At 38.3% G+C, this 19,883-nt stretch carries 24 protein-coding genes; 16 read left to right on the forward strand and 8 right to left on the reverse strand.

All coding sequences use genetic code 11. The annotated features are described in order from the left end of the window. Positions 1-16: 16 nt before the first annotated feature. A complete protein-coding gene (locus tag PN450_RS14155; RefSeq protein WP_271836710.1) occupies positions 17-664 on the reverse strand; it encodes a sigma-70 family RNA polymerase sigma factor in 648 nt (215 codons plus the stop codon). 884 nt (positions 665-1,548) lie between these two features. Between PN450_RS14155 and PN450_RS14160 the strand changes: the two genes are divergently transcribed. Further along, positions 1,549-1,731: a hypothetical protein gene (locus PN450_RS14160; protein ID WP_168651053.1), complete on the forward strand. Its 183-nt coding sequence runs from the start codon at positions 1,549-1,551 to the stop codon at positions 1,729-1,731. Positions 1,732-2,005: 274 nt separating this feature from the next. Next, the gene (locus tag PN450_RS14165; RefSeq protein ID WP_039201479.1) at positions 2,006-2,194 is read left to right on the forward strand and encodes a hypothetical protein; all 189 of its coding nucleotides are present in this window, start codon (positions 2,006-2,008) and stop codon (positions 2,192-2,194) included. 269 nt (positions 2,195-2,463) lie between these two features. Here PN450_RS14165 and PN450_RS14170 read toward each other — a convergent pair whose 3' ends face one another. Next, positions 2,464-3,375 (reverse strand): lysylphosphatidylglycerol synthase domain-containing protein, encoded by a 912-nt coding sequence (locus tag PN450_RS14170; RefSeq protein ID WP_271836711.1) that lies wholly within the window; start codon positions 3,373-3,375, stop codon positions 2,464-2,466. A gap of 66 nt (positions 3,376-3,441) precedes the next feature. Continuing rightward, a complete protein-coding gene (larC, locus tag PN450_RS14175) occupies positions 3,442-4,713 on the reverse strand; it encodes a nickel pincer cofactor biosynthesis protein LarC (RefSeq protein WP_271836712.1) in 1,272 nt (423 codons plus the stop codon). A 297-nt stretch (positions 4,714-5,010) separates the two neighbouring features. On the opposite strand from larC, the gene PN450_RS14180 reads away from it, so the two are divergent. From PN450_RS14180 to PN450_RS14190, 3 genes are all read left to right on the forward strand, one after another. Continuing rightward, positions 5,011-5,670, forward strand: coding sequence for an L-threonylcarbamoyladenylate synthase (locus PN450_RS14180; RefSeq protein ID WP_271836718.1), 660 nt, complete (start codon positions 5,011-5,013; stop codon positions 5,668-5,670). 121 nt (positions 5,671-5,791) lie between these two features. Further along, complete coding sequence (locus tag PN450_RS14185) at positions 5,792-5,935, forward strand: hypothetical protein (RefSeq protein WP_158310511.1); 144 nt, start codon at positions 5,792-5,794, stop codon at positions 5,933-5,935. A gap of 150 nt (positions 5,936-6,085) precedes the next feature. Further along, entirely contained in the window at positions 6,086-7,306 is a 1,221-nt protein-coding gene (locus PN450_RS14190) for a HetZ-related protein (RefSeq protein ID WP_168695745.1), read from the forward strand. A gap of 443 nt (positions 7,307-7,749) precedes the next feature. Here PN450_RS14190 and PN450_RS14195 read toward each other — a convergent pair whose 3' ends face one another. Next, complete coding sequence (locus PN450_RS14195) at positions 7,750-8,586, reverse strand: DNA adenine methylase (RefSeq protein WP_148761828.1); 837 nt, start codon at positions 8,584-8,586, stop codon at positions 7,750-7,752. 65 nt (positions 8,587-8,651) lie between these two features. Between PN450_RS14195 and PN450_RS14200 the strand changes: the two genes are divergently transcribed. The 3 genes from PN450_RS14200 (at position 8,652) to PN450_RS14210 (ending at position 10,127) form a co-directional block, all read left to right on the forward strand. Beyond that, the gene (locus PN450_RS14200; protein ID WP_015079326.1) at positions 8,652-8,858 is read left to right on the forward strand and encodes a DUF751 family protein; all 207 of its coding nucleotides are present in this window, start codon (positions 8,652-8,654) and stop codon (positions 8,856-8,858) included. A 117-nt stretch (positions 8,859-8,975) separates the two neighbouring features. Next, positions 8,976-9,374 (forward strand): 30S ribosome-binding factor RbfA, encoded by a 399-nt coding sequence (gene rbfA, locus PN450_RS14205; RefSeq protein ID WP_148761830.1) that lies wholly within the window; start codon positions 8,976-8,978, stop codon positions 9,372-9,374. Between the two features lie 510 nt (positions 9,375-9,884). Continuing rightward, complete coding sequence (locus PN450_RS14210) at positions 9,885-10,127, forward strand: DUF4327 family protein (protein WP_015079328.1); 243 nt, start codon at positions 9,885-9,887, stop codon at positions 10,125-10,127. 319 nt (positions 10,128-10,446) lie between these two features. Here PN450_RS14210 and PN450_RS14215 read toward each other — a convergent pair whose 3' ends face one another. Together PN450_RS14215 and petN are read right to left on the reverse strand one after the other, a co-directional pair. Next, entirely contained in the window at positions 10,447-10,608 is a 162-nt protein-coding gene (locus PN450_RS14215; RefSeq protein ID WP_015079329.1) for a hypothetical protein, read from the reverse strand. 7 nt (positions 10,609-10,615) lie between these two features. After that, a complete protein-coding gene (gene petN / locus PN450_RS14220) occupies positions 10,616-10,702 on the reverse strand; it encodes a cytochrome b6-f complex subunit PetN (protein ID WP_013189847.1) in 87 nt (28 codons plus the stop codon). A gap of 101 nt (positions 10,703-10,803) precedes the next feature. Here petN and PN450_RS14225 point away from each other — a divergent pair, with 101 nt between their 5' ends. Together PN450_RS14225 and PN450_RS14230 are read left to right on the forward strand one after the other, a co-directional pair. Beyond that, positions 10,804-11,244: a hypothetical protein gene (locus PN450_RS14225; protein WP_148761832.1), complete on the forward strand. Its 441-nt coding sequence runs from the start codon at positions 10,804-10,806 to the stop codon at positions 11,242-11,244. 79 nt (positions 11,245-11,323) lie between these two features. Beyond that, positions 11,324-11,878, forward strand: a complete 555-nt coding sequence (locus tag PN450_RS14230; protein WP_148761834.1) for a 3'-5' exonuclease — start codon at positions 11,324-11,326, stop codon at positions 11,876-11,878. Positions 11,879-11,979: 101 nt separating this feature from the next. On the opposite strand, the gene PN450_RS14235 is transcribed toward PN450_RS14230, so the two are convergent. Continuing rightward, a complete protein-coding gene (locus PN450_RS14235) occupies positions 11,980-12,405 on the reverse strand; it encodes a DUF4363 domain-containing protein (protein WP_148761836.1) in 426 nt (141 codons plus the stop codon). Between the two features lie 65 nt (positions 12,406-12,470). On the opposite strand from PN450_RS14235, the gene PN450_RS14240 reads away from it, so the two are divergent. From PN450_RS14240 to PN450_RS14250, 3 genes are all read left to right on the forward strand, one after another. Further along, positions 12,471-12,695, forward strand: a complete 225-nt coding sequence (locus PN450_RS14240) for an ATP-binding protein (RefSeq protein ID WP_271836713.1) — start codon at positions 12,471-12,473, stop codon at positions 12,693-12,695. 77 nt (positions 12,696-12,772) lie between these two features. Continuing rightward, positions 12,773-15,373: a cation-translocating P-type ATPase gene (locus PN450_RS14245; protein ID WP_271836714.1), complete on the forward strand. Its 2,601-nt coding sequence runs from the start codon at positions 12,773-12,775 to the stop codon at positions 15,371-15,373. Positions 15,374-15,498: 125 nt separating this feature from the next. Next, positions 15,499-15,783, forward strand: a complete 285-nt coding sequence (locus tag PN450_RS14250) for a cytochrome b family protein (protein WP_148761842.1) — start codon at positions 15,499-15,501, stop codon at positions 15,781-15,783. Positions 15,784-15,803: 20 nt separating this feature from the next. On the opposite strand, the gene PN450_RS14255 is transcribed toward PN450_RS14250, so the two are convergent. After that, entirely contained in the window at positions 15,804-17,039 is a 1,236-nt protein-coding gene (locus PN450_RS14255) for a glycosyltransferase (protein ID WP_271836715.1), read from the reverse strand. A gap of 180 nt (positions 17,040-17,219) precedes the next feature. On the opposite strand from PN450_RS14255, the gene cofH reads away from it, so the two are divergent. The 3 genes from cofH (at position 17,220) to PN450_RS14270 (ending at position 19,714) form a co-directional block, all read left to right on the forward strand. Continuing rightward, a complete protein-coding gene (gene cofH, locus PN450_RS14260) occupies positions 17,220-18,362 on the forward strand; it encodes a 7,8-didemethyl-8-hydroxy-5-deazariboflavin synthase subunit CofH (RefSeq protein WP_271836716.1) in 1,143 nt (380 codons plus the stop codon). Positions 18,363-18,487: 125 nt separating this feature from the next. Further along, positions 18,488-18,895, forward strand: a complete 408-nt coding sequence (gene psb27, locus PN450_RS14265) for a photosystem II protein Psb27 (protein ID WP_015079341.1) — start codon at positions 18,488-18,490, stop codon at positions 18,893-18,895. A gap of 168 nt (positions 18,896-19,063) precedes the next feature. After that, the gene (locus tag PN450_RS14270; protein WP_271836717.1) at positions 19,064-19,714 is read left to right on the forward strand and encodes a DUF3386 domain-containing protein; all 651 of its coding nucleotides are present in this window, start codon (positions 19,064-19,066) and stop codon (positions 19,712-19,714) included. The last annotated feature ends 169 nt before the right edge of the window (positions 19,715-19,883 follow it).

The raw sequence follows: 19,883 nt of genomic DNA on the forward strand, positions 1-19,883 counted from the left end.
TGAGTATTTTATTCACTTACCACTGCTTTGTTGACCGATTGTATTCTCTCTTTTGCTGGCGATTTTCTTGCAGTTTGCCCTTGAGATCTTCAACTTTAAGTAGTCCTAAAGAATCAGCAATCCGTCCTAAAAGTTCCTGCCATCGTTTGGATATTTCACTCTGACTAACTCTCAATTCTCCAGCTAGTTGAGTTTGTGTTTTTCCATCAATTTTACCTTGCCATAATTTCAGATAGTTTTGGCGTGGATATTGTTGATCTAGTTGATAAATTTTCTCTATCGCTTTAAGAATTAAATCTGCCCTTTCTGTTGCTTCCAAAATATTAAATTCATCAGTAATTGTATCTAACAGGGCTATATCTGTTCCAGGGATATTGCAATCTAAACTTTGGCATTTTCGCAGATTTTCTTGACGGACAAAATCAATAATCGCACAGCGGGCTACTGTAGCAGCCCAGCGATAAAATTCTTCTAATCCTCCTTCTCTAAACTTTCCAGATTGCAGACCCTGAAATATTTTTAAATGGGCATTTTGAACCGCATCTTCCCAAGATATGCCTGTACCCCTAGTGTATTTGTGGGCAATTTTTTTTAATCTCTGGCGATAGTTTGAGTCAAGCCAAGTCTCTGAAGAATAAGACCATGATTCCTGCGCTGATAACATACAATATGTCCTTGATAAATAGGCTATTAACTAGGCAACAAATAATCTTTCCAATGTGCAAATTGCTGAATAATATGATTATTTTTGTGAAAATTGGAGCGTAAATTCAACTTACTTGAATAACGCCTTCACCAACAAATATATAAATTCAGCATTTATACTTTTTTCTCACATAAGGAAATGTAGAGAATGTTGATTAATACCATATAAATTTATGGTTTTGAAACCAAATCTTTTTTCTCTATATTTTCTTACTTACATTCCATGTCTCACACTAACTGCATAGACGGTTCACAGCTTGGTCATCATAAAATATTCGATGATTGCAATTACCCGGATTTGATATCACCGCATATTTTTATTTCGATTCTTCCTATTTAAGTCTCAATGCCAATCTATTCAACATCGTCTAAACAGTAGAGATAGAATTTAGCTTTTTTTATTACTCTAGATAGAGGAAAAATATAAAATTTATAATTATGCAACAGAAAAAAATATAGCAGTTCTTGATTGATAAAAACCTAAATACCATTAGTTGCGCTTGCTCAATACCTATTCAGCAAGGCTTCCAAATTTTCTTGCCAACTTCGGAATATTTTGTTTTGGGTGTTCGTTATAGAAAGTAAGGACAGTTCACCATCAAGTTCACAAAGAGGCAAGGAAGTTTGAGCATTAGTGAATATTTTACTTTGGCTCTAAACTACACCTGCTAGTGAAGCTATCCTCCGGGATGTTGTTTCCTAGTTCTCAAATTTTTGAGTGCTTTTTTAACTGTGAAATTTAATCTTTTTTGTGAACTGTGCGAGCAATGTGTGTACCTTTCTGCTTGAGAAAAGTGCCACTTCAATCTTTACCTTCATTCTGTTAATTAAGGAAAAAACATCATGCAAGTTATCGAAAATCATGAATTGTTTAGCGAACTTTCCAATGACGAATCTGCTGAGATGAATGGTGGTGCTGGTGCTGCTCAAGGAGCTAATGCGGTCGCCGTGTTCTTGACAGCTAACGGTGGTGTGCCGCTAACCCCTGCTCAAGGTGTTCTAGCATCAATAACAACATTGGCATAATCGCTCTGTAGCCTTTCATTCATTTGTTCTATCAAATGAAGTGAATAATGCGCCCCAGATTCCCAGAAATTCAAGCAGATACTCGCTACTTCAAAGTGAGGTGGGCGCATTTCTTAAACTTAGTAAAACCATAGACAATTTCCTCCTTAACTGTTCACTTCCCTACCCCTCAATTAATTTTTTCATAAGTTTTTTGGAAACTTTTCAGAGAGTAGGGGAGTGAATAATTACTTGGTTTTCTGATTAGATGTGCCTAATTAAGAAGAACACAATTATGTCAAAAATTAATAATCTCGAACATAAGGAACTGTTTACTGAACTTTCTTTGGAAGAATCCGCTACTGTTAGTGGTGGTGATGCTGCTGCTGCTGCTACCGCCCTCGCTGGATTCTTAGCTGCCAACGGTTCAGCACGTCTAACTCCTGCTCAAGCAGTGATGGTTATAGCAACAGCATTAGTATAATTTCTCTCTATTTAGGAATATTTAACTCTTGCAAAATAGCTATTTTGACTCACTTAAATATAAAGCCTTACTTACTATAAACTTCTCTGGCTGAACAAATTTTGCTTTGCTTATTTGTTTGTCAGGGAACTTTTATATCAAGCCTGATATCTTCACTCATTCCCTCATTGCCTTTCTAATTATCCTTCTAATATTTGCCCGATTTTATTTCACCAAAACTATAACATCAAATCTCGGTGACTCCTAAATGAGCATAGATATAAAATTGATTAAATCCTTTCAAATAGCCAAGCTAGGGCTGCTCCGGTGGTTTCTGCTAAGATACTAATGAGACGATAAAGCGCGATCGCACTAATCACCAAAGCCGCCGGAAAATGATATTGTAACAGTAACATCGCTGTGGTTTCAAATACTCCTAAACCACCAGGCGCACCAGGAACAATTAACCCCAATACCCAAGCACAACTAAAAGCTCCCACTAATAAGGGTATTTGCTCCCAATTTACAGAAGTTAAAGCCAACATAGTTAAAATAAATCCAGCACACCTCAACCCTAAAAAAACTAATTCTCCTAATAATGGTTTTACCGGGTAACGTTTAATTATAAAACTATTAATTAATTGATTTTCTCCATGAGATTTTTTATTTTTCCACCGTTCTAAAAGTTTAATAGCTGGATTTAAAAATCGAGGATGAAGTATACCCAAGACAATTATTAAACTCAGAAATTGCAGAATCATGAAATTAAATTTCAGATTATTAACAACAAGTTCACTACCAAATAAAACAATAATAATTAAAGCTGCTGCTAACATTAATAATGGTTCTAATAAAACACTTAAAGTAGCAATATTAGTAGGAATATTAGCATTTTTAGCCGCCATAATTCGCCCGTAATAATGCCAAATATTCCCAGGTAAATATTTAGCAATATTCGTTTTTAAATAAACTTGAATAAATTCAATAGCAGATACAGATTGATTTAACTCCCTTAATACCCAAGTCCAAATCCAACCCGCCCAAATATGTGCCAGTAAAGTTATAAATGTAGCAGCTACTAATATTAACCATCCATTTGCACTAATCCGAATAGCACTAACTCCCAACCAATTATCTTTTAACGCTTTCAACAAAAAAAATAGCGTACCACCTAAAATAAACCACCGGACAATTTTCTTCATTTTAGATTTATTGAAATATTTAGAAATATTCAGATCCCCGACATCTTCAAGAAGTCGGGGATCTTGTTAATTGTGCCAACTTTCTAACGCTAACCGATGAATTTCTCGCCAAGGAATATTATTTTGTCTTGCTAATTCTGCACAATCTTCATATTCTGGCTGCACATTAGTAATCACCTTTTCTGTAGCTTTTCCTGTCCAGGCAACTTTTACCGATATTGTCCCATAAATAGTTTCCACCTTTTGCATTTCTCGTTGTAAAATTGACCGTTTTTGAGTAGTACGACGAATCCCTAAAGTGCTAGTTTCTCGAAATAACACATCCTCACAACTAGCTAAATTTTCAGGATGACAAATCACAGTTAATAAAATTCCAGTTCGTGACTTTTTCATCCCTATGGGTTGGGTAAAAACATCCACCGCACCCGCAGCAAATAAAGCCTCAAATACATAACCGAATACTTGCGGATTTAAGTCATCTATTTGAGTTTCGAGGACAGTAATAGTTTCTAGATTTGGAGAATATTCCCCTAAATCAGAGTTATCAGTCTGTAAAGATTCATTTTCACCGTACCAGAGCCGTAGTATATTAGAAATGGGTAAATCTAGAGAACCCGCCCCTAATCCTATCTGTTTGATAGTCATTGGTGGTGGAGAACCAAAGTCTTGTACTAAGGTAGTAGCGATCGCCGCCCCCGTTGGTGTTACCAATTCTCTGTCAATACCATTGTTATAAACTGGACAACCCCGCATTTCCCACAACTTTAACACCGCTGGTACTGGTACAGCCATTCTTCCATGTGCCGCATTAACAGTACCACCTCCCGTTGGAAATGCAGAACAGTATAGCAAAGGCAACCCTGAGCGATCGCAATCAATACCCAACCAATCCAACCCTAAGCAAGTACCCACAATATCCACAATCGCATCCACAGCCCCCACTTCATGAAAATGAACTTTTTCCGGTGCGATGCCATGAACAGCCCCCTCAGCCACCGCCAACTGGCGGAAAACAGCTAAACTCCAAGCTTCCGCCCGCACTGGCAAATTCCCCTTGAGAATCATCTCCTCTATTTCTGGCAAATGACGGGTGTGGTGGTGATCATGTTCATTATGAGAATGATGATGATGGTGATGAACCAAATCCACATCAACCTTAGTCGCTTGTTGACCTTGACGGTGAACCAATTCCGCCCGTAATCGGTATTCTGCCTCAATTCCCAAGCCATTGAGTTTTTCCACCAAATACTCCACAGGCACACCGAGACTGACTAACGCCCCCAAGCACATATCACCAGAAATCCCTGTTGGGCATTGAAGATAAGCGATTTTATTCATAAATTTATTTGTTAGTTGTCAGTTGTCAGTAGGGGCGAAGCATTTGGAAGATAAATTATCAGTCATTGCCAAAAATAGTTCTCCAAATGCTTCGCCCGTACAGTTAGTTGTCAATTGTTAGTAGGGGCGAAGCATTTGGAAGATAAATTATCGGTCATTGCCAAAAATAGTTCTCCAAATGCTTCGCCCGTACAGTTGTCAGTGGTAAAACTATCACCAATTACCAATTACCAATTACCAATTACCAATTACCCATTACCCATTACCAATAATCATTACCCATTACCAATAATCATTATGGCCAAAATATTCACCATTCATCCTGATAATCCTCAAAGCCGCCGAATAGAGGAAATAAAGTTAGCGCTATTAGGTGGCGCTATCATGCTCTACCCTACAGACACAGTTTACGCAATTGGTTGTGACTTGAATGCCAAGTCGGCGGTCGAAAGAGTGCGGCAAATCAAACAGTTAGCAAATGATAAACCACTGACATTCTTATGTCCCTCACTCTCTAATGTGGCGACTTATGCCTTCGTAAGTGATACAGCCTACCGGATTATGAAGCGGTTAATACCAGGACCCTACACATTTTTGCTCCCTGCTACCAAACTCGTACCACGACTAGTACAAAGTCCCAAACGCAAAACCACAGGAATTCGAGTGCCAAATCATCAGGTTTGTTTGGCATTAATGGAAGCATTAGGAAACCCGATTATTTCTACTTCGGCTCATATTAGAGCAAATGACGAAGACCAGGAAATAGTTGAGAACGGAAAACAACCAATTTTGACAAGGGTAGATTTATATGATCATTTGGATAAATTGGTAGATATCATTATTGACACTGCCGAAGAACCTACATATCAAGTGTCTACCATTTTAGATTTGACCAATGAAGAACCAGTTATTATTCGGAGAGGTTTAGGTTGGGAAGCCGTAGCTACTTGGGTTTAAGAATAAAGCTTTACAAGTGCAACCCCTTGTTTTGGACTCCGTTGCGCTAATTATATGATCACCTTACGCCAATTTTGAAATTGTCATCCTTCCAGGTGCTGTCATCCTTAGTCATGTAATCATGGCTACGCCATACAGGCTATCAGCCAATCTTACTATGACTAGGCTTTTGGCAATTTGGCAATTTGCCCTCACAGTGAATATCTTATATGCCATCTTTGATTTAGTTGCTAAAAACAAACCGACACAATTAACAAGCCCTTAACTTTGGAAATTTCCTACAGTATTTACATATCAGCAATCTAGTTGGTGAATTTTGAGGAATAAATCTCCAAAGATTTTCCCTCCTGAGACTGGCATTAAATACCGTATCTGCATTTGAGTTAAGGTGCAATACCAATTTTATAGAAAAGTCATGAAAGCTAACATCGCCAATCTGCCTAATTCTACATCTGCTTTTGATAGCTATATTTCTCTTGAAGAATTGTCTATTCCCACCAGTGATACATTGGTGCAACTTTTATCCCATGAGATGCAATCTCAAGTTAAAGCTGCTACTTCTGGTGTGCAAGATGTCGTTGGACGCATAGCCAAAGAAGTAGAACGGATATGTGATAAAAGCTCTCGCATTCAAAACTCAGGACAAATTCAGTCTTGGCAAATTACTTTAGGAAGACATCGTTTACAAAAGTGTTTACGTTACTATCAACTTGGTTCTAAACAAGGACGGGTAGAATTACACAGCAGTTTGGGTGCAATTGTTTATCGTCACGTTACTGTTGCCGGCTCAGATTTAGGGTTTGAGGCTCGTTACAATCTGATTGAAGATTTTTTACAAGCTTTTTATATCGAAGCTATTAAAGCTTTTCGTCGAGAAACTGAATTACCTGAAAATTACACCCCTCGGACTCAGTTACAAGTAGCTGAATATATGGCGTTTACAGAACAATATGCCAAACGTCGGATTAATTTACCTGGTGGTGCTAATCAGCAATTAATTGTTTTACGCGCTCAAGGTTTTGCCCGTCGTCAACCCCAAGAAACTACTGTAGATATTGAAATGGCTGTGGATTCTGCGAAAACGGAAGAAGCAGAATCTTATCAACGCAATGTGGCAGTGCAGCAAATTCGCTCACAAATGATTGCTAAACCTGGTTTTGACCCTTCGGAAGAGTCGGAACGCAATCGAGTGATTACCGAATTAATGAAATATCTGGAGTCTCAAGGACAATCTGATTGTATGAATTACTTGACTCTCAAACTCCAGGATCTTTCTGCACCGGAAATTGATCAAATTCTGGGTTTAACTAGTCGTCAACGCGATTATTTGCAGCAAAGATTTAAATATCACGTTGAGAAGTTTGCCAAACAGCACCAATGGCAATTAGTTCATCAATGGTTAGGTGCTGGTTTAGAACATAAGTTAGGTTTATCTTCCCAGCAATGGGATATTTTTTGGCATCAACTTACACCACAGCAACAGCAAATTTTTGAGTTAAAAACTGCCTGTCAAAGTGATCTACTTATTTCTAAAGCTGTTCAATGTACTCCTAAACAACTCCAAAAACGCTGGACACAAATGTTGGAATTAGCATGGTCTATTCGTAACGGTCATGCTGAAGCTAAAAATAATTAAAGTCAATTCCGTAGGTTGGGTTGACGCAAGGAAACCCAACATTTTCATGGAAATGTTAGATTTTACAATGTTGGGTTTCACTGTTTTTTAGAATTTTGGGTTTCACTGTTTTTTAGAATTTTGGGTTTCACTGTTTTTTAGAATTTTGGGTTTTACCGTTTTTTAGAATTTTGGGTTTTACCGTTTTTTAGAATTTTGGGTTTTACCGTTTTTAACAATGTTGGGTTTTACCGTTTTTAGAATGTTGGGTTTCACTGTTTTAACAATGTTGGGTTTCACTGTTTTTAACAATGTTGGGTTTCACTGTTTTTAGAATGTTGGGTTTCACTGTTTTTAACAATGTTGGGTTTTACCGTTTTTAACAATGTTGGGTTTCACTGTTTTTAACAATGTTGGGTTTCACTGTTTTTAACAATGTTGGGTTTCACTTCGTTCTACCCAACCTACAATTTTTTATAAGAAGTTACTAATACTTCAGTGATTTTCCCTCGCTTTTGAGCATCAGAATTAATTGACCTCGCTGCTGATATGGTGTGAATATTAAAATCACTATAAAGATCACGAATAAATGGACAATCTGAATTAGATAGCATAACTTTTACACCTTTATTAGCTAATTTAATAAAAATATCTCTGAGTTTGATTTGTTGATTCTCGTCAAAACAAAAATTACTGTAAGCTGTAAAATTGCTAGTTTTATTTAGAGGATAATAGGGAGGATCAAAATAAACAAATTCATTACTACCAGTTGCATAATTTAGCACTTCATCAAAATTAGCTTGTTTGATTTCTACTTTTTTTAGGGATTCAGACGCTAATTTTAAAATTTCTTCTTGACAAATACCAGGATTTTTATATTTTCCCACAGGGACATTAAATTTACCCTGAGAATTAACCCGATAAAGTCCATTAAAACAAGTTTTATTCAGATAAATAAACCGAGCCGCTTTTTCTAAATCTGTCCCAGTATAAGAATTTCTCACATCATAATAATAATCTGAATTATGTCTTTGTTTATGTGCTTGCAGCAAAGTTATTAAGTCCTCAAGATCATCTCTAACGCACCGATAAGTAAGAATCAAATCTGCATTAATATCAGTTAAAACTGCTTTGGATGGTTGCAAATAGAAAAAAACTGCTCCCCCACCTAAAAATGGTTCATAATAAGTCTGATAATGCTGAGGAAAATAGTCTTTATATTGCGAAATTAATCTAGTCTTACCCCCAGCCCACTTTAAAAATGGCCGTGGGTAAGTTTGTTTAGGGATTTGACTTACCATCTACTTACGATTAAACTAAAAACTAACTAATCAATAAAGTTTATAATAAGGCAGTCTAAATTCAAATGTTTGATGGATTTTGGGATAACGTCTTTCGCTACCCTCGGTACTTGATTAGTATCGTCTTGGGTATTTTTCTAAACACCCTTGAGCCGCTGTTTCCATTCTTGAAACGTCCTGTGACGCTGATTGCTATTTTAGGCTTTTTTGCCGGTGGTCTTTTTTTCGTAACGCTTACCGTGCGGGCTATGCTGGGATTGAATCCAATCTAAACTAGAACTAAAAAAGGGTTGAGCTTATTGGACTGTTGCTGTTAATTTTATGCACCGTCCACTCTAATTTGCATTTAGAATCATGTTATTAAACCTCTGTGAGAAGGCGGAATTTATATGGCTACAAATCGCCGCGTTTCCCGCGTTGCTGAATTAATTAAACGGGAAGTTAGCCAAATGCTATTTAACGGTATTAAAGATGACCGTGTGGGCATGGGAATGGTCAGTGTTACTGATGTGGATGTTTCTGGGGATCTACAACACGCTACCATATTTGTAAGCATCTATGGAACTGAGGAAGCGAAGACGGAAACAATGGCTGGTTTAAAGTCAGCTACGGGTTACGTTCGCAGTGAGCTTGGCTCTAGGGTTAGATTAAGACGGACTCCAGAGGTAATTTTTGTGGAAGATCGTTCTATAGAACGAGGTACTAAAGTGCTGAGTTTGTTAAATCAACTGGAGCAAAAACGGACATTGTCAAGTATGGATGAGGGAGCAGAAGAGATGGCTGAATAATTGCGCTAAAGTTGACCAAAATATCCATAAATCTGGAACTTGTTGCTTGTTAAAACCATCTAGATGGTGATAATGGGCAATACCGTAATTCCCTATTTTTAGAGAATTACGGGTGTTGCAAATCCTGTGTCTGAGGGTAGAGGTCAAACGCCATAAGCCTATATATACTGATACAGTTAACCTCATAGCAAATCTAGTATAGCTTTAATAGTTTTTATACAAATTAATGTTAAAAAATGTTAAAAATAGAAATATCTAGGTTTGATTAGTAAACTTAACTGCTGTTATCTTAGGAATATCAAATTCAATTACCATGAATGTCACGCTTTCTTGACAAACTTAACATTTCTTTAGATAATTTAGAGGTGTATAGCGTCAAAATGATAATAGTTCCGTATAGCAAACTACAAAACCCTGAACACAGGTTTAATTATTGCCATCTTTGTTCCTCGTGCATAATAGGAACGCTATCTAAATGTATTTTTGATGTAATTTTGTGAGAAAAAAACCATGAGTGTGAATACGGTGCCTTCTATCAATTACAATTACTACTCTCTGAATGTTATTCAGGACGAAGCACGCCGACTGGTGGAAAGGGGAATGGTTGGCCGTCAACAGCCAATATATACACTTTGCCAGTTTATTCCGGCTAGAGAGTGGGTTTGTGTAGAATGTGAATTAGAGAAATGTGATTTTTTACTCCGCGATCGCATTGGTGATTTAATCGGACGTGAAGAGTGGGATAACGACTAATAATTTTGTTTTTTTAATAAACTACTGTTATTTTTAATTGTACTTGTTTGTAGTTTTTGGCTATAGACAGGTATATTTTTTTCTATTTTACTTAATTAATTTTATTTCGCGCAGAGGCGCTAAGGAGCAAAGGCGCAAAGAGGAAGAGAGAGAATTATTATTAGTCGGTTTTAACCGACTTTGGCTATTAGACAGGGAATTTATTCCCTGGATATCTGCTTTAACAATAAATATAGATTATGTAGGGATACGAATAGCTGTTATCCCTACATAAACACTTTTTAACGCAAAATACAGCTATACGTCAGCTGTAAGAGAATCATTTTCGCTTGCTAGTGCTACGTCGGGCTTCGCGGGTTTCGTCTTCGAGACGACGGCGATCGCGCCAATCTGCTAATGTTAGATAAACAACACCACCAGTGACTCCTACTAGCAGCACTACACCAAATACGGCTAAAATACCCAAAAATGGACTTTCCACGATGCCTCTATAGTCCGTTGCGTCCCCAAACTACCATAGAAATAGACCAAGTAAACACAACTAACAGCGATACCCAACCCAGTGTCAAAATCATAGTTCTACTTTTCAAATAATTACAAAACGGCTCTAATATTCATCATACTGGGAAAACGCAGTGGATTTATTAACTATATTGGTAGGAGAGTTAGAAAAATTATGGAATTAATGGCAGAACGGTTAGAATCCCTCAAAGCGGGAGCAATTGGTAGCGTATCTTTAGGTTTAGCTTTCCTTAGCACTAGCTTTATTAATGTTTTATGGCTGGATAAGTATTTTCCCTTGGTTAGTTATGATAAAATTGATATAGTAAATTTACAGATATTATTAAATGGTGTTATCGCCGGGTTTTCTGGGTTTCTATTTGGTGTCACCTATCGCTATATTATCCGCGTAGATACCAATTCTCATCTCAAAACTGGTGGAGTTTGGGCCTTTGGTTTGGTGCGGGGTTTAACTCAAATAGAAGTTGGTTGGCATATAAATAATCCGGTTTTGCCTTTTTTAATCTTAGCAGGAGAAAGTATATTGTGGTTTGCCTTTGCTGCTTTTGCTTTAGATATTGCTATTTTACGAAAATGGCTCAAACCTTTTTCATGAATTGTCAGAATCAGGATATCCAGGATGAAAGGATGAACAGGATGAAAGTAAGTATTTTATCACCTATTATCAATTATCTATGAATAACTACTTTTTAATAATTGATCTTGAAGCTACTTGTTGTCATCAAAAGAGCATTCCCCGTCATATAATGGAAATTATTGAAATTGGTGCGGTAATGCTAAATCGTCAAACTTGGGAAATTGATGATGAGTTTCAACAATTTATTAAACCTGTGAGAAATCCTCAACTTACAGCTTTTTGCACAGAATTGACTAGTATTTCTCAGCAACAAGTTGACGCAGCACCGAATTTCCCAGAAGTGATGTCAAAATTAACTGATTGGATGAATTTATTTCCTAATAATATATTTTGTTCTTGGGGTAATTACGATAAATCGCAATTTATCCAAGATTGTAAATTTCATCATATTCCTTATCCTTTTGGTGCAGAACACAGAAATATTAAAACGGAATTTTCTGAATATTTAGGTGTATCTGATAAGTTTGGTATGGCACAAGCTTTGGAACATTTAGGAATGGAATTACAAGGTACACATCATCGAGGTATTGATGATGCTCGGAATATAGCAGCAATTTATCGTTATATACAAACTACTCAAAAAAGTGACTAATCCAAGACATTTAAGCAAGAATGGTGGGCATTACCCACCCTACAGAAAACAGATTTTATTTAAATGTTGTCCCATTCAAAATTATTGCATTTGAGATCTTATTAAGACTTGGAAATAGCATTAATAGTTTTTTCTAATGACTGTAATGATGCTAATAACTTGTCTTTTTGAGGTTTAGCAGCTTTGAGTTCTCCTGAAATTTCATCCATACTTTTTTCTACAGCGTCATAATTATTACGAGATTTAGCTTTGATTCCATCTTCTACTTCTTTCCAAGCATCTTCAAATTTGTCAAATTCTTTTTTGGCTTGAACAAAATTGCCAGCTTTAACTGCGGTTTTTGTTTTGGAGACTACAGCGAGTAAACCTGCATTACTTACTGTGGATTTTTGTCCTGGGACTTTTTCTGTAGAATTGGAAGTTGCTGCTGGGGTAGTTTCGGTGGCAGCTTGTTCGGGTTTATTACAACCTACTAAAGTCAGTAAGCTGATACTTGCAATAATTAACATCGGTTTGAAACTTTTCATACTGTCAACTCCTAATGGATATTTTTATTTGTACCGCTCTGATATTTCCCATGATAAAACAGCAAATGTCAAGAACTCGGAAAGGACAACGTGGCAATTTGCTAGGAAATACTTTGCAATATCCATCTAATGATGGTCTGGTCAGGATAAAAATCGTTAAATGGGATGATTTTGTAGTTATGGAAGTGGCGGATACTGGTATTGGTGTCCCCTCTAATAGTGCAGCATACCGCTATAAGCCTATGAGTGGGAACGCTCTGCTCAGAATAACAGTTTTAAGAGATTTTTAAGATAAATTTTGCGGATTTATTGGCGATCGCTATATGTACTCTGCACGCTACGTGGACGTGAAAACAAAACTTTTATCATGACTCATAAAATTGAACTCCAATCTATTACAGGGTTATCTGCATTAACCGCAGGTGATCGCCTCAAACAAGAAGGATATAATGAGTTACCATCTAGCAAACATCGTCAAATCTGGGAAATTGCCTTAGAAATCTTCAAAGAGCCAATTTTTCTCCTGTTATTAGGTTGTGGTATCATTTATTTGTTTTTGGGTGATGCTCAGGAAGCGTTGATTTTGTTAGGTTTCATCTTTTTTATTGTCGGCATCAACTTATACCAAGAACAAAAAACAGAAAAATCCTTGGAAGCATTACGGGATCTTTCTAGTCCCCGTGCATTGGTGATTCGTGATGGTGAACGTCAACGGATTGCAGGACGGGAAGTAGTTCGAGAAGATGTGATTGTTTTGTCAGAGGGTGATAGAGTTCCTGCGGATGCTGTGGTGATGTGGTCTACCCATTTGAGCGTGGATGAATCTCTATTAACCGGTGAATCTTTACCTGTTCGCAAGCAATCAGTAGAAGATAGCACCGATTTAGAAAACACCATGAGAACAGCCACCCAGCACCGTCCTGGTGGTGAAGATCTACCTTTTGTCTATTCAGGAACGTTGATAGTTCAAGGTCAGGGAATTGCCCAAGTCTATGCCACAGGTATGCAGACGGAAATGGGTAAAATTGGGAAAGCCTTGCAAACTGTGGAACAGGAGGACACGGTTTTGCAACGGGAAACTCGAAAAATTGTCAGTAAATTGACCTTTGTAGCGATCGCTATTTGCGTGGCTGTCATCGTTATTTACGGTGCAACTAGGAACGATTGGCTACAAGGAATTTTAGCAGGTTTGGCGCTGGCAATGGCGATTTTGCCAAATGAAATTCCTGTGGTCTTGGCAATTTTCCTGGCTTTAGGTGCTTGGAGATTTTCCCAGGCTAGGGTTTTAACTCGGCGTGTTCCCGTAGTAGAAACATTGGGTTCAGCGACCGTTCTCTGTGTAGATAAAACCGGAACGCTGACTTTTAACCGGATGTCAGTTCAGCAATTATTTGTGTATCAGCCGACAACATTAACATCGCAATTTTACGATGTTGCCCTCCATGAACGGGAAGCCCTGCCGGAAACTTTTCATGAATTAATCGAATTTGGGATTTTAGCCAGTCGCAAAGACCCTTTCGACCCCATGGAAAAAGCCCTCAAACAAGTGGGTGATGATTATTTAGCTAGAACAGAACATTTACATCAAGATTGGGAAATACTGCGGGAATATCCCCTCACGGGTCAATTATTAGCCATGTCCTGTGTGTGGCAATCTCCAGAAGATAAGTTAGTAGTTGCTACCAAAGGAGCGCCCGAAGCGATCGCTGATCTTTGTCATTTTAACACCCAACAAAGGCAAAATTTAGAACAACAAATTAATAAAATGGCTGCTGCTGGTTTGCGTGTTTTAGGTGTAGCCAAAGTCATTGGGCAACATCAAAAAAATAAAACCCTCAAATCTCTTCCTGAAGCCCAGCATGACTTTGAATTTGCCTTTTTAGGAATGCTAGGCATGGCTGACCCCGTGCGCCCAACTGTTGCCCCAGCTATTGCCGAATGTTACACTGCTGGTATTCGGGTAGTAATGATTACAGGTGATTATCCCGCCACAGCCCAAAATATTGCCCGCCAAATCGGTCTAAAACCTGCCACAGAAGTAATTACCGGGGCAGAACTGGAAACAATGCCAGAAGGTGAATTACTGTCTCGCATTCAAACCGTGAATATCTTCGCGCGGGTTGTTCCCGAACAAAAATTACTGATTGTGAACGCCCTCAAACGCTGCGGTGAAATCGTGGCTATGACTGGAGATGGTGTCAATGATGCCCCAGCTTTGAAAGCCGCAAATATCGGTATTGCTATGGGGGAAAGGGGTACAGATGTTGCCCGTGAAGCTGCGGATTTAGTTTTGTTAGATGATGATTTTTCTGCCATTGTCCAATCTGTGAGGCTGGGACGACGAGTATTTGATAACCTCAAAAAAGGGATGGCTTATACTTTGGCGGTTCACATTCCGATTGCGGGAATGTCCTTGATTCCGGTAATATTTCACTGGCCGCTGGTGCTACTGCCGATTCACATTGCTTTTTTACATTTAATTATTGACCCGGCTTGTACTGTAGTATTTGAGGCTGAACCAGAAGAAAGCAATATCATGAACCGTCCACCCCGCAATCCTAGAGAGTCATTATTCAGCCGTCGGACTTTGAAATTAGCACTGCTGCAAGGGGTAGGTGTCTTGGTGGTGCTGGTGGTTGTATTTGGTGTGGCTTTTTACTCTGGACATGGAGAATTTGATGCTCGCGCTTTGGCTTTTACTACTTTAATTGTCTCGAATTTGAGTATGATTTTGAGTAATCGTTCTTGGTCGCGGACTATTCCTGAAATGTTACGCACTCCTAATACAGCACTTTGGTGGGTATTAGGTGGTGGTGTGGTGTTTATGGGACTGGTGCTTTATGTTCCTGTGTTACGCCATTTATTCCGGTTCTCTTTTCTGCATTTTGATGATTTGTTAGTTAGTCTCACTTCTGGGGTTTTTAGTATTTTGTGGTTTGAAGGATTGAAGGTTTGGCGACGCAGATAATTAAGATGTTTCGCGCAAAGAGGCAAAGGAGCAAAGGCGCAAAGGTAATACTAATCTCTTAATTCATCTGCGTTTATCTGCGTTTATCTGCGTTTAATAATTTTATTCTATTTTGGAGGATTACTGTGAAAAAAGCATTTCGTAAATATCATCGGATTATTGGCATTATTGTTTGTGTCCCACTTTTATTAACTGTGTTGACGGGAATGTTAGCTACTGTTGTTAAGGAATGGCCGATTAATATTGGACTTTCTTCTCGATTGATGTTGGAAATTCATACTGGGGAAATTTTTCATTTACAGGCAATTTATCCGATTTTGAATGGTTTTGGATTAATCGGTTTGTTGGTGACGGGTATGAGTATGTCGGGTTTGTTTAATCAAAGGAGAAAACCTAATATCAATAATTAAATGCGGATGAATTAATGGATTTATTTGACTTCTGTGACTCGCCAGCTTAGTTTTAGGTTAACCCAAAAGTTCCAAATTGTGGCAACTGCGATCGCTATTAATTTGGCTATATACTGGTTCATACCTAAGTTATTAAATAGGAAATTGACTACTAAGGTTTGGATGATTATCCCAGCTAAACAGACTATATTGAACTTCCAGAATCTTTTGAAACGCTGGCGTTTTCCTGTCTGTTTTCGGGAAATATCCCCAAATGTCCACAAATCATTCCAAAGAAAATTATTGAGAATTGCTACTTCGGCGGATAAAATTGTACTGCGAGTTAACCCCAAATTAATCACGGTACGCATGAGGTGAAATATGGTTAAATCTACAAATACACCACTAAATCCTACCGCACCAAAACGGAGAAATCGCTCAATGGGAAAGTTGATTTTTTGACGAATTTTTCCCAGTCTCCCAGTAGATACCCGTAATCTAATTAAATGTTGAATATAGTCTAGATATTGTTTCCACGTTACCTTGCTTTCTCCTTCTGTGCGTTCTCGGAAGACATAACCAGCTTCAGCAATTTCTCCCACCTGTCCCCGACCAATGACTTCTAAAAGAATTTTGTACCCTATGGGGTTAAGTGTGGTATTTGCGATCGCACTTCGTCGTACCATAAAATAACCACTCATTGGGTCAGAAACTCTACCCACAACTTCTGGTAAAATCACTAATCCTAATACCTGCGCCCCCCGCGATAAAAAGCGTCTAATCACACTCCAACTACTGACACCACCACCGTCTACATGACGACTAGCTAAGGCTAAATCAGCCCCCGCTTCTATTTTCTGTAATAGTTGTGTTAATACTTCTGGAGGATGCTGCAAATCGCCATCAATCACGCCTAATACCCGCCCTGTGGCCGCTTGCCAGCCACGGATTACTGCTGAAGATAGTCCCCGTTCTTCTTGACGACGCATGACCCGTAATTGGGGATAATCTGATATGAGAGATTGTGCTATTTCCCAAGTTCGGTCAGGGCTATCATCATCTACTATAATGAGCTCATAATTACCAGGAATAGCTTTATCCAATAACCCACTTAATATATTGACTACATTTTCGATATTGTCACGTTCTTTATAAGTAGGAATTACTACAGATAAGAGAATGGGATTGTTTTCAGCTATTTCCTGGGGTGTAAATTCAGAAATCCTCAATACACCTGTAGGAACTGCTAACAAAGAATTGGATGAGTTTATATTCATAAAATCAACAATAAATTTTAAATTCCTAAATAGCCTATATAAAGGTTACCTCTCCACAGAGTACAATACTCTTGGTATGATACAAACAATTGCTGAGTTTTGATCAAAAAAATAATATTTAAAAGTTCCAAATTTCAATTTATTGTGAAACTTAAATAAGTTGTTTATATTTAATCACCTGTGACTACTATAACTGTTGGTTCTATTCTTCAATCTGCTTTGACAGAGTATAATATATCCTCTAATGAGGGAGTATTTTTACTAAAACAAACTGACCCACAAGCGATCGCTCAAATTCAGTCTACAGCAAATCAACTCCGGCAGAAACAAGTTGGCAATACTGTTACTTACATAATTAATCGCAATATTAATTTTACTAACATTTGTGAGCAACATTGCAGTTTTTGTGCTTTCCGCCGGGATGACGGTGATCCAGATGCTTACTGGTTAAATTCGGCGCAGATTTTGGAAAAAGCTACAGATGCAGTGCGTCGAGGAGCAACGGAAATATGTATGCAAGGGGGATTACACCCACAAGCGCAAATTAATGGTAAGTCTTTACCCTATTATCTCAAACTGGTAAAAACCATTAAGGACGAATTTCCTTACCTCCATTTACACGCTTTTTCGCCCCAAGAAGTCCAATTTATTGCCAGATTAGATGGAATTTCTTATACAGATGTGATTACAGCTTTGCGAGATGCTGGTGTCGGTTCTATGCCCGGAACAGCCGCAGAAGTGTTAGATGATGACGTGAGACGGGTATTGTGTCCAGAAAAGATTGATACAGCAACTTGGCTAGAAATTGTCAGTACAGCCCATCAATTAGGTGTACCTACTACCAGCACAATGTTATCTGGACATATTGAAACCCCAGAACAGCAAATTGGCCATTTGGAAAAATTGCGATCGCTCCAACAAACAGCCATAGAAAAAGGTTATCCTGCGAGAATCACCGAATTTATTGTCTTACCCTTCGTTGGACAAGAAGCCCCCAAATCCCTCCGCAAAAAGGTAGGAAGAGATCAACCAGTTCTCGCTGATTCCCTGTTATTAATGGCTGTAGCCAGAATTTATCTCGGAAATTATATCCCTAATCATCAACCAAGCTGGGTAAAATTAGGGCTAGATGGTGCTACAGAAGCCTTAAATTGGGGTTGTAATGATATCGGTGGCACGTTAATGGAAGAACACATTACCACCATGGCCGGGGCTGTGGGTGGGACTTGTATGGAAGTGGAAACTTTACAAAGGGCGATCGCATCTTTAGAAAGACCTTACCAACAACGGGATACTTTGTATCGGGTAATGGGTGATTGGTAATGGGTGATTGGTAATGGGTGATTGGTAATGGGTAGGAGTTTTCTTGAAGTTTTAAGTTTTAACTCCTATCCCCCATATACCAATCCAAGATAGGATGGATTTTGATTTACTTGTTTTTTTACTTAATGCTTATGAAAAGCTATTGGTCGCGTCTGCTTTCTCTAGTTTTAGTGTTAGTTGTCGGTTTGGTTGGCTGTGGTGGTGGTAGTCCAGATAGTTTAACTGGGGATTATCGTCAAGATACCTTAGCTGTAGTCAATACTTTGAAACAAGCCCTAGAATTACCACAAGATTCTCCCGATAAAGCCGCCCTTCAAGCAGAAGCCCGTCTAAAAATCAATGACTTTTCGGCTCGCTACCAGCGGAATACTTCTGTTGCAACTCTTGGCTCTTTTACAACTATGCGAACAGCCCTAAATTCCCTTGCAGGACACTACAGTTCTTATCCTAATCGTCCCGTTCCTGAAAAGCTGAAAAAACGTCTAGATGCAGAATTTAAACAAGTAGAAGCATCGTTACGACGTGGTGCTTAATCTATTCTTCAAGGATTGTTTTTTAATAACTACAATTAAATACAAACTTCCTTGAAAGCAGGAATTAACAAAGTCAGAATGCGAATCAGGGGATCTCACAAACCCAAAGATCCCCAACTTTAGTTATCTTGAATTAAACTGTTAGAAAAGCGCAGTCAAAGTGGTGATATGGCAATTCAGTCAACAGCAGAAATTTTATTTCAAACTGCTTATGAAAGTCGTTACACTTGGGATGAAGACTTTCCTGGTTATGCTGCCGATGTGCAACTGTTACAGGAAGATGAAGTTTATACTGGTAAAATTCAGATTAATCGTAACTTGAATGTAGAAATTACAGGAGTTGCAGATAAACAAATAGAAGCCGGAATTGATATTCAGTTACAGGAAATAATTACCCGCTGTCAAAGAAGCGATTTTCAAAGTTTTTACCGTCAACATGAGTTTAGTTTGGGTGAAATAGCCGAAAAAGATGCAGTTACGGTTTTTGTAAAAAGTGAAAATACTGATTCTCACTATCAAATCCGTAACCAAAAAATATATCAGGAAGTTCGGGTAATGAGTCGGATGACTTTGGAGATTAATTCTGGGGAATTCCTAGATACAGACTCCGGTTATATCCCTTCTGCTTATGATGTGGTTTTTCGTAACTCGCATACAGGTGATATTAATAGCATTCTCAAATTTACAGATACATATCAAAAATTTGGTAATCATTACATTTTAACGAAGCAGGTGGTCGCAGAATATGAAGATGGAAAAACTACAACTCCTCAATCAATTACTGAGTTTGTTTATTCCCATATTCAGCTACTGGAATAGGCAAGAGGCAAGAGGCAAGAGGCAAGAGGCAAGAGGCAAGAGGCAAGAGGCAGGGGAGAAAAATATTCTTTTGCAACTGACAACTGTACGGGCGAAGCATTTGGATAACTATTTTTTGGCAATGACCGATAATTTATCTTCCAAATGCTTCCCCATGACAACTGACAAC

Source organism: Dolichospermum lemmermannii CS-548, assembly GCF_028330815.1.
Lineage (GTDB): Bacteria > Cyanobacteriota > Cyanobacteriia > Cyanobacteriales > Nostocaceae > Dolichospermum > Dolichospermum lemmermannii.

What these genes read in the sequence shown, in the direction of transcription:
- PN450_RS14270 (WP_271836717.1), top strand. Translation starts at nt 19,064, where the DNA reads ATGGCAATTCAGTCAACAGCAGAAATTTTATTTCAAACTGCTTATGAA.
- PN450_RS14235 (WP_148761836.1), bottom strand. Translation starts at nt 12,405, where the DNA reads ATGAAAAGTTTCAAACCGATGTTAATTATTGCAAGTATCAGCTTACTG.
- larC (WP_271836712.1), bottom strand. Translation starts at nt 4,713, where the DNA reads ATGAATAAAATCGCTTATCTTCAATGCCCAACAGGGATTTCTGGTGAT.
- psb27 (WP_015079341.1), top strand. Translation starts at nt 18,488, where the DNA reads ATGCTTATGAAAAGCTATTGGTCGCGTCTGCTTTCTCTAGTTTTAGTG.
- PN450_RS14160 (WP_168651053.1), top strand. Translation starts at nt 1,549, where the DNA reads ATGCAAGTTATCGAAAATCATGAATTGTTTAGCGAACTTTCCAATGAC.
- PN450_RS14165 (WP_039201479.1), top strand. Translation starts at nt 2,006, where the DNA reads ATGTCAAAAATTAATAATCTCGAACATAAGGAACTGTTTACTGAACTT.
- PN450_RS14170 (WP_271836711.1), bottom strand. Translation starts at nt 3,375, where the DNA reads ATGAAGAAAATTGTCCGGTGGTTTATTTTAGGTGGTACGCTATTTTTT.
- PN450_RS14185 (WP_158310511.1), top strand. Translation starts at nt 5,792, where the DNA reads ATGGCTACGCCATACAGGCTATCAGCCAATCTTACTATGACTAGGCTT.
- PN450_RS14155 (WP_271836710.1), bottom strand. Translation starts at nt 664, where the DNA reads ATGTTATCAGCGCAGGAATCATGGTCTTATTCTTCAGAGACTTGGCTT.
- PN450_RS14240 (WP_271836713.1), top strand. Translation starts at nt 12,471, where the DNA reads ATGTCAAGAACTCGGAAAGGACAACGTGGCAATTTGCTAGGAAATACT.
- PN450_RS14245 (WP_271836714.1), top strand. Translation starts at nt 12,773, where the DNA reads ATGACTCATAAAATTGAACTCCAATCTATTACAGGGTTATCTGCATTA.
- petN (WP_013189847.1), bottom strand. Translation starts at nt 10,702, where the DNA reads ATGATTTTGACACTGGGTTGGGTATCGCTGTTAGTTGTGTTTACTTGG.
- PN450_RS14230 (WP_148761834.1), top strand. Translation starts at nt 11,324, where the DNA reads ATGAATAACTACTTTTTAATAATTGATCTTGAAGCTACTTGTTGTCAT.
- PN450_RS14255 (WP_271836715.1), bottom strand. Translation starts at nt 17,039, where the DNA reads ATGAATATAAACTCATCCAATTCTTTGTTAGCAGTTCCTACAGGTGTA.
- PN450_RS14200 (WP_015079326.1), top strand. Translation starts at nt 8,652, where the DNA reads ATGTTTGATGGATTTTGGGATAACGTCTTTCGCTACCCTCGGTACTTG.
- rbfA (WP_148761830.1), top strand. Translation starts at nt 8,976, where the DNA reads ATGGCTACAAATCGCCGCGTTTCCCGCGTTGCTGAATTAATTAAACGG.
- PN450_RS14195 (WP_148761828.1), bottom strand. Translation starts at nt 8,586, where the DNA reads ATGGTAAGTCAAATCCCTAAACAAACTTACCCACGGCCATTTTTAAAG.
- PN450_RS14180 (WP_271836718.1), top strand. Translation starts at nt 5,011, where the DNA reads ATGGCCAAAATATTCACCATTCATCCTGATAATCCTCAAAGCCGCCGA.
- PN450_RS14190 (WP_168695745.1), top strand. Translation starts at nt 6,086, where the DNA reads ATGAAAGCTAACATCGCCAATCTGCCTAATTCTACATCTGCTTTTGAT.
- PN450_RS14210 (WP_015079328.1), top strand. Translation starts at nt 9,885, where the DNA reads ATGAGTGTGAATACGGTGCCTTCTATCAATTACAATTACTACTCTCTG.
- PN450_RS14225 (WP_148761832.1), top strand. Translation starts at nt 10,804, where the DNA reads ATGGAATTAATGGCAGAACGGTTAGAATCCCTCAAAGCGGGAGCAATT.